Annotated in this window: 15 protein-coding genes and 1 pseudogene; 13 read left to right on the forward strand and 3 right to left on the reverse strand. The window is 56.1% G+C overall.

The features are described 5' to 3' along the window. Window positions 1-44 precede the first annotated feature (44 nt). The 8 genes from dnaJ (at window position 45) to FHS19_RS09500 (ending at window position 6,658) form a co-directional block, all read left to right on the forward strand. Window positions 45-1,163, forward strand: a complete 1,119-nt coding sequence (gene dnaJ, locus FHS19_RS09465) for a molecular chaperone DnaJ (protein ID WP_183581668.1) — start codon at window positions 45-47, stop codon at window positions 1,161-1,163. Window positions 1,164-1,446: 283 nt separating this feature from the next. Beyond that, window positions 1,447-1,815, forward strand: coding sequence for a hypothetical protein (locus FHS19_RS09470; RefSeq protein WP_183581669.1), 369 nt, complete (start codon window positions 1,447-1,449; stop codon window positions 1,813-1,815). Window positions 1,816-1,883: 68 nt separating this feature from the next. Continuing rightward, on the forward strand, window positions 1,884-2,081 hold the full coding sequence (locus FHS19_RS09475) for a YfhD family protein (RefSeq protein ID WP_183581670.1): 198 nt from the start codon (window positions 1,884-1,886) through the stop codon (window positions 2,079-2,081). Between the two features lie 137 nt (window positions 2,082-2,218). After that, window positions 2,219-3,193, forward strand: coding sequence for a 50S ribosomal protein L11 methyltransferase (gene prmA, locus FHS19_RS09480; protein WP_183581671.1), 975 nt, complete (start codon window positions 2,219-2,221; stop codon window positions 3,191-3,193). Beyond that, the gene (locus FHS19_RS09485) at window positions 3,193-3,882 is read left to right on the forward strand and encodes a site-2 protease family protein (RefSeq protein ID WP_183581672.1); all 690 of its coding nucleotides are present in this window, start codon (window positions 3,193-3,195) and stop codon (window positions 3,880-3,882) included. Before prmA ends, FHS19_RS09485 begins: the two co-directional genes overlap by 1 nt. Before the next feature lie 117 nt (window positions 3,883-3,999). After that, complete coding sequence (locus FHS19_RS09490) at window positions 4,000-4,764, forward strand: 16S rRNA (uracil(1498)-N(3))-methyltransferase (protein WP_183581673.1); 765 nt, start codon at window positions 4,000-4,002, stop codon at window positions 4,762-4,764. 2 nt (window positions 4,765-4,766) lie between these two features. Further along, window positions 4,767-6,107, forward strand: coding sequence for a tRNA (N(6)-L-threonylcarbamoyladenosine(37)-C(2))-methylthiotransferase MtaB (gene mtaB / locus FHS19_RS09495; protein WP_183581674.1), 1,341 nt, complete (start codon window positions 4,767-4,769; stop codon window positions 6,105-6,107). 122 nt (window positions 6,108-6,229) lie between these two features. After that, on the forward strand, window positions 6,230-6,658 hold the full coding sequence (locus tag FHS19_RS09500) for an NUDIX hydrolase (protein ID WP_183582869.1): 429 nt from the start codon (window positions 6,230-6,232) through the stop codon (window positions 6,656-6,658). 66 nt (window positions 6,659-6,724) lie between these two features. On the opposite strand, the gene FHS19_RS09505 is transcribed toward FHS19_RS09500, so the two are convergent. Next, window positions 6,725-7,696, reverse strand: coding sequence for a Na/Pi cotransporter family protein (locus tag FHS19_RS09505; protein ID WP_183581675.1), 972 nt, complete (start codon window positions 7,694-7,696; stop codon window positions 6,725-6,727). Window positions 7,697-7,846: 150 nt separating this feature from the next. On the opposite strand from FHS19_RS09505, the gene FHS19_RS09510 reads away from it, so the two are divergent. Both FHS19_RS09510 and FHS19_RS09515 read left to right on the forward strand, forming a co-directional pair. After that, on the forward strand, window positions 7,847-9,217 hold the full coding sequence (locus FHS19_RS09510; protein ID WP_183581676.1) for a class I SAM-dependent rRNA methyltransferase: 1,371 nt from the start codon (window positions 7,847-7,849) through the stop codon (window positions 9,215-9,217). 125 nt (window positions 9,218-9,342) lie between these two features. Continuing rightward, complete coding sequence (locus tag FHS19_RS09515) at window positions 9,343-9,870, forward strand: hypothetical protein (protein ID WP_183581677.1); 528 nt, start codon at window positions 9,343-9,345, stop codon at window positions 9,868-9,870. An 89-nt stretch (window positions 9,871-9,959) separates the two neighbouring features. Here FHS19_RS09515 and FHS19_RS34560 read toward each other — a convergent pair. Then, window positions 9,960-10,077, reverse strand: a pseudogene (locus FHS19_RS34560) (MazG nucleotide pyrophosphohydrolase domain-containing protein); the annotation flags it as partial. A 195-nt stretch (window positions 10,078-10,272) separates the two neighbouring features. Between FHS19_RS34560 and FHS19_RS09520 the strand changes: the two are divergent. Continuing rightward, a complete protein-coding gene (locus tag FHS19_RS09520) occupies window positions 10,273-10,851 on the forward strand; it encodes a GNAT family N-acetyltransferase (RefSeq protein ID WP_183581678.1) in 579 nt (192 codons plus the stop codon). Window positions 10,852-10,942: 91 nt separating this feature from the next. Here the strand turns inward: FHS19_RS09520 and FHS19_RS09525 are convergent, their stop codons facing one another. Then, entirely contained in the window at window positions 10,943-12,028 is a 1,086-nt protein-coding gene (locus FHS19_RS09525) for a hypothetical protein (RefSeq protein ID WP_246426611.1), read from the reverse strand. A gap of 277 nt (window positions 12,029-12,305) precedes the next feature. Here FHS19_RS09525 and FHS19_RS09530 point away from each other — a divergent pair, with 277 nt between their 5' ends. Beyond that, a complete protein-coding gene (locus tag FHS19_RS09530) occupies window positions 12,306-12,731 on the forward strand; it encodes an SRPBCC family protein (RefSeq protein ID WP_089548220.1) in 426 nt (141 codons plus the stop codon). Between the two features lie 2 nt (window positions 12,732-12,733). After that, window positions 12,734-13,111, forward strand: a complete 378-nt coding sequence (locus FHS19_RS09535) for an ArsR/SmtB family transcription factor (RefSeq protein WP_183581679.1) — start codon at window positions 12,734-12,736, stop codon at window positions 13,109-13,111. Window positions 13,112-13,333 lie beyond the last annotated feature (222 nt).

Raw genomic sequence — 13,333 nt, forward strand, 5'->3', positions numbered from 1 at the left:
TTGTCCATGAACCGGAGCATGACTGAAATATTGGGGGTGGAAGAGTGGCTGAAAAGCGTGACTATTATGAAGTCCTGGGCGTCGGCAAGGACGCTTCGGATGATGATATCAAGAAAGCTTACCGGAAGCTGGCCAGGCAGTATCACCCGGACGTGAACAAGGCGGATGACGCCGAGGCCAAGTTCAAAGAAGTCAAGGAAGCCTATGATGTGCTCAGCGACGGCCAGAAACGTGCGACCTACGACCAGTACGGCCATATCGATCCGAACCAGGGCATGGGCGGAGGATTCTCCGGTGCGGACTTTGGCGGCATCGGCGATATCTTCGACATGTTCTTCGGGGGCGGAGGACGCCGCGACCCGAACGCGCCGCAGCGGGGGAACGACCTGCAGTATACGATGACGATCGAGTTCAAGGAAGCGGTATTCGGCAAGGAATCGGATATTACCATTCCTAGAACCGAGAACTGTGATACTTGCCACGGCTCGGGAGCCAAACCGGGAACGAAACCGCAAACCTGTTCCGTCTGCCACGGCAGCGGGCAGCAGGAAGTCGTCCAGAACACGCCGTTCGGACGGATGGTCAACCGCCGTACCTGCTCCAACTGTAACGGTACGGGTCAAATCATCAAGGACAAATGTGCAACCTGCCACGGCAGCGGCAAGGTGAAGAAGCAGCGCAAAATTCACGTGCGCATTCCTGCGGGCGTGGACGACGGCGCCCAGCTGCGCATGACCGGCGAAGGGGAAGGCGGTCTTCGCGGCGGTCCGTCAGGCGACTTGTACATCGTCATCCGCGTGAAGCCGCACGACTTCTTCGAGCGGGAAGGCGACGATATTTACTGCGAGGTTCCGCTTACCTTTGCTCAGGCGGCGCTTGGCGATGAGATCGAGATCCCGACGCTGACCGAGAAGGTCAAGCTGAAAATTCCGTCCGGAACGCAGACAGGCACGTTCTTCCGGCTTAAAGGCAAAGGCGTCCCGCGTCTGCGCGGCATCGGACAGGGCGACCAGCACGTGAAGGTTGTCATCGTTACGCCAAGCAAGCTCAGCGACGAGCAGAAGGACCTGCTGCGCCAGTTTGCCTCCCTGGACGGCGAGCAGACGCATGAGCAGGAGCAGTCTTTCTTCGACCGCATGAAAAAAGCGTTCCGCGGGGAGTAACCGCGCAATTGCAGTATATAGGTAAAACGTCTTCCGATAACCTTCAGGAAGATGGACTGTATTTAGAAAGTCCGGCCGTGGCGGCCGGGCTTTTTTTTTTGCATGCAAACTATAGATACCATGCAAACTGTAAATGCTTCAGAAATCAGAACCGCCTTATTTGACGTTTCCAATTCCCGGCCCACGGTGTTTCCTGCGCATAAAAGGGACTGCGTATGCAAAGCCTAAAACCGCACGTGAGAAGCCGTAAACGCTTAATCCACATAAAAAGCAGGTGATGCAAGTGTCTGAAAAGAGCATTCTGGCCTATTTTAAAAGTCCGGAAGAAGCCGAGGGCGTAGCCAAAAAGCTGCGGGCTCTGCGGGTGGTCGACCTGTCCATCGACCGCTTCAGCCGGTTTCCGGGAGCCTCGCTGTACAGCACAGGCCCTTTTACGGGCGGTATGCCCAGCCTAACGTCAGTGACATTCGGCACAACATACAGCGATAAGGACGTCTCCATCTTGGCCGCAGCCGATCCGTCCGCGAGCGGGATGAGCGACGGCGGACAGGGAGGACCGACCGGCCGGGATATCATTCTGAGCGTTGTGGTCGAGGAAGAATCGTTCGAAAAGGCAAGGAGAATCGTCGAGGAAGCCGGCGGCTTCGTCTAGGCGCAAAAGAGAGACCGTAACATGTTCTAAAGCTGAATAGACCGTTCAAGGAAAGGATGGGAGCTTTGATGGCTAGCCGCGATAAAAAAGGCAAAATCATGACCAAGACGGAAAAAATCAAGGAATTGATGTCGATGAAGAACGAGGACGTCGAGTTCTCGGGCGCTCTGGCCGATGCGGAAGATGTTGAAGCGCTCCGCCGCAGCGAGGAGGCTGACGAGCGTCAGCTCCGGAAAATGGATACCGGCTGGACGGATGAAGATTAAGAATGCACGAAACCGTGGGGAAGCGCGATGCGTACCTGCGGTTTTTTTATTTGCAGGGAGCCCTAAATTTTGTACTCGGCCGCCGATGTATAGTACAATGGTACTTATGCATAGGTCGAGGAGGAATTTAACGAATTATGTTATGGCATGAATTTACAATACATACCACGGAAGAAGCCGTGGAGATGATTTCGAATTTTTTGCATGAGGCCGGCGCCGGCGGCGTATCCATCGAAGAGTCTGGAACCCTGAACAAGAAACGGGATACGTCGTTCGGGCAATGGTACGAGATGCCTCTCAACGATATTCCGGAGGGACAGGCGGAGATCAAAGGTTATTTTTCCGAAGAGTCCCCTGTGGAGCACATCATTGTTGAGGTCAAGGAACGGATCGGGCAGCTGCATAAGTACGGCATCGACGCGGGAGAGCTGCGCTATGAGATCAAGACGGTGAATGAGGACGATTGGGCTACCGCCTGGAAAGCTTACTTCAAACCGCTGAAGGTATCGGAGCGGCTGACGATCAAGCCGACCTGGGAGGACTACACGCCGGCGAGCGAGGCGGAGAAGATCATCGAGCTCGATCCCGGAATGGCGTTTGGCACAGGAACCCATCCGACAACGGCGCTCTGCCTGCGCACACTGGAGAAGGTCATTCAGGGCGGGGAAGAAGTCATCGACGTCGGAACGGGCTCCGGCATTTTGGCTATTGGTGCCGTTCTGCTCGGTGCGAAGCATGTACTGGCGCTGGATCTGGATCCGGTGGCGGTGTCGAGCGCCAAGGAAAACAGCCATTTGAACGGTATGCTGGACCATCAGATTACGGTCAAGGAAAGCGATCTGCTGTCTCTGTTAAGCGGTGATCAGCGCGAAGATCTGGGCGTTACCCTGCCCGTCAAAGTGATCGTCGCCAACATTTTGGCCGAAATCATTCTGCTCTTTATCGACGACGTATATCGCGCACTCGAGCCGGGAGGCGTCTACATCGCTTCGGGTATTTACAAAAATAAGGAAGACGTCGTTCAGCAGGCGCTGATGGATTCCGGTTTTGAGATCGAGGACGTTTGCCGTGACGAGGACTGGATAGCCTTTGTCGCGAGAAAGAGGTCGTGATGGATTTTCTGAACAATATTCTCAGGTTTCCGCTGGAAGAGCTTCCGTTCGTCCTGATCGTGCTGGTGATCGCTTTTACGGTGCATGAGTTTTCGCATGCGTATTTTGCCTATAAATTTGGAGATCCTACAGCCAAACTGCTGGGCAGGGTGACGCTGAATCCGGCGGTTCATTTCGATTTTCTCGGCGTTCTGCTGCTGGTGATCGCAGGGTTTGGCTGGGCCAGACCGGTCCCGGTCAACCGCGACAACTTCAAAAATCCCCGCCTCATGGGCGTGGTAGTATCGGCGGCGGGCCCGCTGAGCAACTTCGTTCTGGGCATCATCGGGGCGCTCGTTTATGCCATCCTGATCGCCACGGGCGTACTGGATGGGATCACGAACGAAAGGCTGCTGTTCGCGATCACGACGTTTTTGCGCTATTTCTGTTTCATGAACTTTTTCCTGTTCTTATTCAACCTTATCCCGCTTCCACCGCTGGACGGATACCGCATCGTCGAAGATATCGTTCCGCCGCGGGTACGGGTTAAGCTGCAGCAGTTTGAGCAGTGGTCCATCTTTATTTTCCTGCTGATTCTGTTCATTCCGGTGCTGCAGATGTATACGATCAGTCCTCTATATATGTGGGCCAATAGCATCAACTACCAGTTCGTGTTCTCCTTCCTGAAATTGTTCGGCGTGTCGATATAATCGGAGCGGGAACGCGTACGATCGAGGCCGTATTCGCTTGTTGAATAGGGTCTGGTCATGCGAACCTAAAAGTTGTATGATGAAGTTTGTGATTTTGGAAATAGGATGTTGATAAAGATGCAGAGATATTTTGTGTCACAGGAGCAGTTTAAAGGCGATACCGTCGAGATTACCGGTGAGGACGCGCGGCATATCGCCAAGGTGATGCGCGGTAAAGAAGGGGACACCTTTATCGTCAGCGACGGCCGCGAGCGGGAAGCGCTGGTGGAAATCCGGTCGATCGATCAAGGGGCTGTCACTACCGCCGTCGTCGAGACGCTGGCCATGACCCAGGAGCCGCGGGTTAAGGTCAGTATTGCCCAGAGCCTCCCTAAGGGAGACAAGATGGAGACGGTGATCCAGAAATGCACCGAGATCGGCGCGGCGGCTTTTGTTCCTTTTTTGTCGGGGCGGACTATCGTGCAGTATGATGCCAAGAAAGAAGAGAAGCGCATCGGCCGCTGGAGCAAAATTGCCAAAGAGGCAGCCGAACAGAGCCACCGCAACCGGGTGCCCGAGGTCGGTTATCCGATCACTTGGAAAAACCTGCTGGCTTCGTTTTCGGCGTATGATGCGGTATATTTCTGCTATGAGAAAGAACACGGTCTTCAGCTGCGGGATGCAGTGAAGCCTTGGATAGAGAAGACCGGCGCTGCTGAAGACCTGCAGGTGCTTCTGATCGTGGGGCCGGAAGGCGGCTTCAGCGAAGAGGAGTGCCGGGCGGCGGAGGAATCCGGCGCGGTCAGCATCGGCTTGGGACGGAGGATCCTGCGCTGCGAGACGGCGGGTATGGTTGCCCTGGCCTGCATGCTTTATGAATCCGGAGAAATGGGGGGAGCTTGAACATGCCATCCGTTGCATTTTATACGTTGGGCTGTAAAGTGAATTTTTACGATACAGAGGCCATTTGGCAGCTGTTTAAAAATGAAGGCTACGAGCAGGTGGATTTCGAAGAAAACGCTGACGTTTATTTAATTAATACCTGCACCGTAACCAATACAGGCGATAAGAAGAGCCGGCAGATCATCCGCCGGGCCGTGCGCAAAAATCCGGAAGCGATCGTCGCCGTGACGGGCTGCTATGCGCAGACCTCGCCGGCCGAAATTTTGGACATTCCCGGGGTTGACCTGGTCATCGGGAACCAGGACCGGGACAAAATCATTCCGTACGTGAATCAAATCCGCCAGTCCCGCGAGCCGATCAATGCGGTCCGCAACATTATGAAGACGCGCGTATTTGAAGAAATGGACGTGCCTGATTTTGCCGACAGAACCCGGGCGTTTCTGAAAATTCAGGACGGATGCAACAACTTCTGCACGTTCTGCATCATCCCATGGTCCCGCGGACTTTCACGCAGCCGGGATCCGAAGAGCATCGTGACCCAGGCGCATCAGCTGGTGGAAGCGGGATACAAGGAAATCGTCCTGACCGGCATCCATACCGGCGGCTACGGCGACGACCTGGACAGCTACCGCTTGGCGGACCTGCTGTGGGATCTCGACAAGGTGGACGGGCTGGAACGCGTCCGCATTAGCTCCATCGAGGCAAGCCAAATCGACGAGCGGATGCTTGACGTGCTGAACCGTTCCTCGAAAATGTGCCGCCACCTGCACATTCCGCTGCAGGCGGGGGATGACACCGTGCTGAAGCGGATGCGCCGCAAGTATACGACCGAGGAGTTCTACAACAAAATGCAGCTGATCCGTCAGGCGATGCCGGATGTCGGCATCACGACGGACGTCATCGTCGGGTTCCCCGGCGAAACGGACGAAATGTTCCGCAACGGCTATGAGCTGATGAAGGCAATCGGGTTCTCGGAAATGCACGTCTTTCCGTATTCCCAGCGGAACGGCACGCCGGCCGCGCGGATGACCGACCAGGTGAGCGAGGAAGTGAAGCATGCGCGGGTGCGCGAATTAATCGCGCTGTCCGAGCAGATGCAGCTGGCGTATGCTCAGAAATTCGTCGGCCAGGTGCTGGATGTCATCCCGGAAGGCACTTCCAAAGGAACCCATGGTCCGGGCAAAATGCACGGCTTCAGCGATAACTATCTGCAACTCATCTTTGACGGTCCGGAAGACCTTCAAGGCAAGCTGTGCCGCGTCAAGCTGACCAAAGCCGGCGTTCACGAGTGCGAAGGCCAGCTCGTTCGGGTGTTGGACGAAAGACCGGGGCAGGCGGTTTAATCTGTATATAGCAAGGTCCCTGTGCATGGCGGGATCTTGGGCGAATGGCAAGGATTTCATTTCCGGCAGCACCGGAGGTGAAATCCTTGTTTGTACTATGGCATGAGGAGGAGGAGCGGGTGATGAGGAAGGAAATATCGGCAGGAGGCGTCGTGTTCCGCCGCAGCGCCGGCAGGCTGGAGATTCAGCTGATTCTGGACCGCTACGGCAAAATTTCGATGGCCAAAGGCAAGATGGAGCCGGGCGAAACCGTAGAGCAGACCGCGCTGCGCGAAATCGAGGAAGAGACGGGTATTATCGGCAGCATCATTTCCCCCGTGGACATCATTAAGTATACGTACAACCATCCGATTCATGGCCAGGTTCAAAAAGAAGTCCATTATTACCTGGTGGAGGCGGTCGGCGGATCGCACCGGCCCCAGGTGGAGGAGATCAGCGGCGTGGCCTGGTATGAGCCGCATGAGGCCTGGCACCGTCAGGATCAAAACGGGTATGATAACAACGATCGGATCGTCCGGAAAGGGCTGTCCCTGCTCGGCATCGAGGTTTAAGAATCATTTCGGGTCGGCCGAAGGGAACGGTCTGCCCTAGAATACACTTAGGCGGGAGCTCTACGGTCAGGCGTGCGCGGCTTTTTTCCAGATCGGGAGATAACATAGAGGTAGAGCGGCCAGTGAGCTGATCACATTAAACAGCGTCTGCGCGTGGGCGATTTGGGCGCCTTCACTGCCGGTGATGGCCGCCACGGCCCAGTGCAGCTGCGGAATCAAGGGCATGAAGACGAGGGCTCCGCCGACGTTCAGGACCACATGGGTCCAGGCGACGAACCGGCCAGAGGCGGAGCTGCCGATGGAGGCGAGAACCGCGGTTACGCAGGTGCCGACATTCGCGCCGAGCACGATGGCGATGCCGACGTCGACCGGCAGTGTTCCCGCGGAGGCCAGCGCGATAGCGAGGCCGATGACGGCGGCGCTGCTGTGCATCAGGGCGGTCAGTACCGCTCCGGCGGCAATGCCCCACCATACGCTGTCGGCTGCGCGGTCCAGGAACCAGCTGAACAGACCGGACTGCTCCAGGGCAGGACCGACCTTCTGCATGACGCGGATGCCCAGCATGACCATGGCAAAGCCGGCGATGGCCAGCGACAGAAACTGGACGGGCATCATCAGATGCTGAATACGGCGGATTCCCGGCGGGGAGCTTTCGCTGAAGATGACCGCGGCGGCCCATACGATCAGGGAGACGGTCAAGAGCGGCAGGGCGATCCGTCCGATCTGAAGGCCGATCAGCTCGGTGGTCAGGCAGGTGCCGATGTTGCTGCCGAGGATAATACCGAGGGTGCGTTCGTACGTCAGCAGTCCGGCGTTGACCAGGCCCATCGTAAGAACAGTTACGGCAGTGCTGCTCTGCAGGACGGCCGTGATGCCGGTGCTGAAGAGGAGCCCCTTCAGCGGCGAAGCGGTTGCCTTTTGCAGGAAGCCGGACAGGAGGGGCCCAGCCCATTTGGCGAGGGCTGCCTCCATTACCTTCATGCCGGCCATAAAAATAACAAACCCGTACACGACGGGAAACACGACGGATTGAAACACGCGGCAAGTCCTCCTTGGGTTGTTTATGGAGTCAACATAGTTACGTATATGTCCAACCCTGGACAACCATGACACCAAGGGGGCGGCCCCGGCCGGGGGCTTGCCGGAATCCATATAATCCATTTATGAAACGTTGAAGGAGTGAATCGATTGGCATCGGTCGTATTGGAGCGCAGCCGGAAGAAACGGCTGGAACAGGGGCATCCCTGGATTTACAACAATGAAATTGCCTCGGTGGAGGGCAGCCCGGAGCCGGGCGACCTCGTGAATGTGGTCAATCATCAAGGGCGGTACCTGGCCACGGGCTATTACAATCCGGCCTCGCAAATTACGGTCCGGGTCATCTCGTACCATCCCGTCGAGACGATGGACCGTGCCTTCTTTGCCGAACGCTTCCGTGGCTGCCTTGAGCACCGGGAGCGATTCCTAAAAGGAGACAATGCTTACCGTCTCGTGTATGGGGAGGCGGATTTTCTTCCCGGGCTGATTGTAGACCGCTTCGGCGATGTGCTGGTCGTGCAGCTGCTGACGCTGGGCATGGACGTGCACCGTACGGATATCGTTGACGCGCTGGTCGAGGTGCTGAGCCCGCAGGGAATCTATGAACGCAGCGACGTTCCCGTCCGCGAGCTGGAAGGGCTTGAGCAGACCAAGGGACCGCTGTACGGGGAATGCCCACGCCACGTGACCGTGATGGAGAACGGTCTGTTCGTGAAGGTCGACATTGAAGAAGGCCAGAAGACAGGCTATTTCTTCGACCAGCGGGAAAACCGTGCTTCGATCGCTCCGCTGATGACCGGCTGGGGAGGACGCAGCGGGATTACGCTGCAGGAAGTAGAGCAGGACGGGCAGGCCGTCAGCCTTCCGGTGAACAAAAGCGGTAAGGTCGTCACCTTCCCTTACTGGGACGGGGCCACGGTGCTGGAATGCTTTTCACATACGGGCAGCTTCACGCTGAACGCCTGCAAATATGGCGCTAAAAAGGTCACCTGCCTCGATATTTCCCAGCACGCGATTGAGAGCGCCAGGGAAAACGTAGTGCTGAACGGCTTTGAGGAGCGCGTGGAATTTGTTGTGGCCGACGCGTTCCAATATTTGCGCGAACAGGTCAAAGGTGTGGAGGAACGGCGGCAGCGGGCCGCAGGGAACGCGGAGAAGGTCGATACCTCGAAGAAAATGACCGCAGGGGGCGGCCGGACGTGGGATGTCGTTATTTTGGACCCGCCGGCTTTTGCCAAGACGAAAAGCGCCGTGAAAGGGGCCTGCCGCGGCTATAAGGATATTAACCTGCACGGCATGAAGCTGGTGAACGAGGGAGGATATCTCGTCACGGCCAGCTGCTCGTACCATATGCGCCCGGACCTGTTCCTGGCCACGATCCAGGAAGCGGCGGCCGATGCCGGCAAAATTTTGCGCCTGATCGAATGGCGTGCGGCCGGCAAAGACCACCCGCAAATTCTCGGCGTCGATGAAGGCCATTACCTCAAGTTCGCCGTATTTGAGGTTCGCAGCAGGGCTTAACTTTGGTCTTGAACCAAACCTTTCCGTCATGACGGAAAGGTTTTTTTGTTGGGCAGGGACGTGCCAGGCGTGGATTCTGACTGTCGGTCATACGGCGTATAGCTGCGTCACCTGACAACGATCATGTGGCCCTGCTGGTTGCTTCGGACGACACGTTTGGCCCGGATGCCGACTTGATTGTGCTGGACCGGGACGGGAACAAGCTGCTTCACCGGCCAAGAGCGAGCTATTTGTCACACAGCGACGGATTCCTGTTTATTTATCCCTTGGTCTGGAACGATAACGAGACCGTAAAGGTGCCTGTTGACGGATATAAAGAGGGTCGAAGCCGTGGCGTTCTTCATATCCGCCTGAACCGGGAGGGGGCATCTTACGAAACCGATCCATTGCTGCCGGCCGCGGCCTGGCGGATTTTGGCTCAACAGGCACCGAACGTAAAGGAAACGGACATCGCCCGCTTTATCGCCGCAACTGGGAATGCCTCTGGTTTGTATGCGGTGCTGCTGGCCAATCGTGACGTATGGATTGTCGATATTCTGAAAGGGAAGGCGCTCAAAGCCGGCGCCGGCTACCCGCTGCGCTGGACGAAGGATAAACGGCTGTGGCTGGCGGCCAACCGGTCCGAGCTGCCGGTCTATTACAGCGGCTTGTAATATGACCCACGCCCAAACCGCCGCAGACTTAAGCAATAAAAATCCCTTTTCGCCGGATGCGAAAAGGGATTTTTGAATTTTTTTACCCAGGCCACTTCACCGGTCTCCTCCGCCAAAAAGCCGATCCGGATAAAGATATCCAGCTCGGGACCAGCCCCGTTGTTCGTAATACTCCTTGACCCATTGCTGAAATGCGTTCACGTCCACAGTCTTCGCCTCCTAATCAAGTCATGTTCTAGTGATAGGCACTTTTTTAAGTATATGGGATAAAGGCAAGAGATCGGCGCGCAAACCAAAGGATGGAGTTGGATGGATATCCAATATTTACGTTCCGGCATAAATCACATAGACTGGAAAAAAACATGAGTACCCCCAATCAACAACAGAGGAGAACTAATATTCATGGATCTTAAACAGCAAACGATTCACCTGGAGCGCCCTTTTATCATCGATTGCGGCGATATTATTTTGCGGGAGTACCAGCTGGAGGACCTCGATGCCATCTGCGAGCTGGCGCGGCAGGAGGAGATCCGGCGTTACTTGCCCGATTGGGATGTGCCCCGGGAAGTCCGGTACGACTGGATGGTACATTACGAGATCAAGGAAAACGAGCAGTTTGTAAAAGCGGTTGCCGAAGGAGGCGCTGTCGGCGACTTCCGGCTGCGCCTGGTGATATTGGACAAAAATACGAAAGAGTGCATCGGCTGGTGCTGCACAGGGCCCAAAGAGGAGCTGCCGTTTCCCAACCGCGAGATCATGTATGCGCTGTCCAGCCGGCATACCCGTAAAGGATACACGTCCCAAGCGGTACAGGGGCTGGTCAAATTTCTGTTTGACCATACCGATGCTGCCGAGCTGAACGGCGTTGCCAGGACGGACAACCCCGCCTCCAATCGCGTGCTCCAGAAGAGCGGCTTTGATCAGAATGGGACGATCGACATCGACGGCCACAAGTATGTTTGGTATAAGATCCAGAAGTAACACGAGCCGCATATGAAATGCAGCTGATTGCTGCAGCTTGTGGTGATAGGGCACATGGCTTATTGTAAAAAGCCAATGGACTGCTGGGAGATCACATGGAACGGCCGGTAATTTCAGGGTTGGACGCCATGATCGTTTCCGCCGCGCGCCACACCTCCGGCAAAAAGTCGATTACCGCAGCGGCACGCGTGCTGAAGTCCTGGACGGAGTGAAAGCCGAGATCGGCCAGAAATGCTTCCAGACCGGGTGAAAGCTCTTTTTGCACATTCGGATCGCTGTCTGCGGCGAGAATTTTGTGGCAGCGGGCGAACGTGGCGCCCATCCAAAACACCGCCTCACGGTGGAGGCCTTGTTCAATTAACGTTATGCTCCCGTCGATGGCGATCGGGCGGGAAACCGGGGAAATGTCGCTGCTGAAGAAAAAGGGCGTTTTGGCGGCGGCAGCCGCGGTGTCGAAGGTCCGCTCGAGCGACCTGACATGCTGCATCGCCCGCTCCGGCTCCAAATCTACGCAGCCGAGATGGCGAAGCAGCTCGGGGTACAGAGAGCTCAGGCCGTATTCCGCCAATACGCCGCGGACAGCTGCGTAACGGAGCCGCACCGTCGGGTTTTTCAGGGCGGCGAGCAGCAGCACATGCGTGGTGATGCCCGTAGGGAAGAGCCAGGATATGAACAAATCGTGCAGCGGCAGCGACAAATCGAGGCCGAGCAGAGACCGTCTGATTTGCTGCTGTACGTTTTCGCACCGCTGCCTTACCCAGACCTCGTCGGCAAAATGCCGAGATACTTCTGAATACAGGCGATGCAAATGACCATGGGGATCGGAGATAATCGTATTGACGCGGAACGGGCCTGCGAGATGGTGCGAGACGAGCACCTTTTGCACCGAGGACAGCTCGGATATGGAGATATAAGAGCCTTCGATGAGGGTATCCCGATATATGAACTTTCCCGGTTTTAACGGCGGTTCCGCCAGTTCGGACACGACCATCACGTCGATATCGGAGCTTGGAGACATCGGAGCATCTTCCGGCAACCCAATCGTGGAACCCGTGAAGTAAGCGCCCATAAATCCTTTTTCCTTTGAGGCATGGTGCATCACCCAGTCCGCTGCAGCGGTTCTTGCCGAACCGACCGTCCCGGGCTGTATTTCAGACGAGCTTGAAAAATCCATCATATCCACCGTATTTCCTCCCTTTGCCTTAAAGTGGGAACGTCTTCATTATAGAATGTCAGGTGAAAATTGGTAGACTGTTTGTTTTTGGCAATATGCGCTATAATAGCAATATAAGGAGCCGAGAGGCTCCTTTTTTCGTTGGATTCCGGCCTGCGGGCCACAGAATGACAAGGGGTTGACATGAAACCAAAAGGTTTCGTATAATTCATATAAAACCAAATGGTTTCGCATTCGAATGTAAACCGGGTTGATTTACTGCATACGGAGGTACTTATTCATGGAAAACTCAACAAACAATGCATTGCCTGATATCCGCCACACCGGTGTATTCCAGGCTCCGATCCAGAAAGTGTGGGAGGCGGTGGCGACTCCCGAAGGACTGTCCGCCTGGTTCATGCCCAATGACATGCAGCCCGTCGTAGGCCACGAATTTCACATTAATGCCGGCCCGTACGGCATGTCGCCCTGCAAGGTGACCGAAGTGGATCCGCCGCACCGGCTGGCGTTCCGCTGGGGCAAGGACTGGACGCTTGCTTTCGAGCTGAAGGAGCTGGACGGCAAAACGGAAGTGACGCTCATCCACTCCGGCTGGAGCGCGGACCAAGTGACCGAGTTCAACCAGCCGCATACGATCGTGCGCGAGACGATGGACCAAGGCTGGGCCGGACTCCACCAGAAGCTGGGCAGATACGTCGAGGCGTAAGCATGACGGCGACTGCGTCCAAGCACGACGTATTCCAGGCCGTTGCCGACCCGACCCGGCGCCAGCTGCTGAAGCTGCTGTCCGATCAGGAGATGCCCGTAACGGTTCTCAGCAGCCATTTTCCGATGAGCCGGACGGCGGTTTCCAAGCATCTGCGGATCCTGTCGGAGGCAGGGCTGGTGAAGGAAAGGAAGGTCGGCCGCGAGACGAGGTACCGGCTGGATCCAGGGCCCTTGCAGGAACTCAAGGATTGGTACTCCTATTTTGAACGCTTTTGGGAGAACAAGATGGCGGCCCTGCAGCACTTCGTGGAGTCGGACGGTTCCGAACGTTTCCCTGCCCCGCTGACCATGGTGGAAAAGGAGAAGGAGCAAGACTAGCCGGTGATTCAATCGCTCTATACTGAACCATGACCCCCATGTTGGACGGAAGCCTGGATTCCAGCATTAGTAAAAATCAAGATAAACTAGAGACAGCGGTGCAAGAGGATCACATCCTCCTGTACCGCTGTTTGGCATGCCGGGAAACGGCGTTCTTTCGGGTTGATCTTACCCGGATAATTGCAAAAAACGGCAGGTGCCTCCTTTTTACAGTTCCGCAAA

The sequence above is a fragment of the Paenibacillus rhizosphaerae genome (assembly GCF_014192015.1).
Lineage (GTDB): Bacteria > Bacillota > Bacilli > Paenibacillales > Paenibacillaceae > Paenibacillus_AQ > Paenibacillus_AQ rhizosphaerae.

Bases quoted from the DNA above. Each gene is read 5' to 3' on its own strand.
- prmA (WP_183581671.1), top strand. From the start codon at position 2,219: ATGTTATGGCATGAATTTACAATACATACCACGGAAGAAGCCGTGGAG.
- FHS19_RS09475 (WP_183581670.1), top strand. From the start codon at position 1,884: ATGGCTAGCCGCGATAAAAAAGGCAAAATCATGACCAAGACGGAAAAA.
- FHS19_RS09525 (WP_246426611.1), bottom strand. From the start codon at position 12,028: ATGATGGATTTTTCAAGCTCGTCTGAAATACAGCCCGGGACGGTCGGT.
- FHS19_RS09490 (WP_183581673.1), top strand. From the start codon at position 4,000: ATGCAGAGATATTTTGTGTCACAGGAGCAGTTTAAAGGCGATACCGTC.
- FHS19_RS09535 (WP_183581679.1), top strand. From the start codon at position 12,734: ATGACGGCGACTGCGTCCAAGCACGACGTATTCCAGGCCGTTGCCGAC.
- FHS19_RS09520 (WP_183581678.1), top strand. From the start codon at position 10,273: ATGGATCTTAAACAGCAAACGATTCACCTGGAGCGCCCTTTTATCATC.
- FHS19_RS09485 (WP_183581672.1), top strand. From the start codon at position 3,193: ATGGATTTTCTGAACAATATTCTCAGGTTTCCGCTGGAAGAGCTTCCG.
- mtaB (WP_183581674.1), top strand. From the start codon at position 4,767: ATGCCATCCGTTGCATTTTATACGTTGGGCTGTAAAGTGAATTTTTAC.
- FHS19_RS09530 (WP_089548220.1), top strand. From the start codon at position 12,306: ATGGAAAACTCAACAAACAATGCATTGCCTGATATCCGCCACACCGGT.
- FHS19_RS09500 (WP_183582869.1), top strand. From the start codon at position 6,230: ATGAGGAAGGAAATATCGGCAGGAGGCGTCGTGTTCCGCCGCAGCGCC.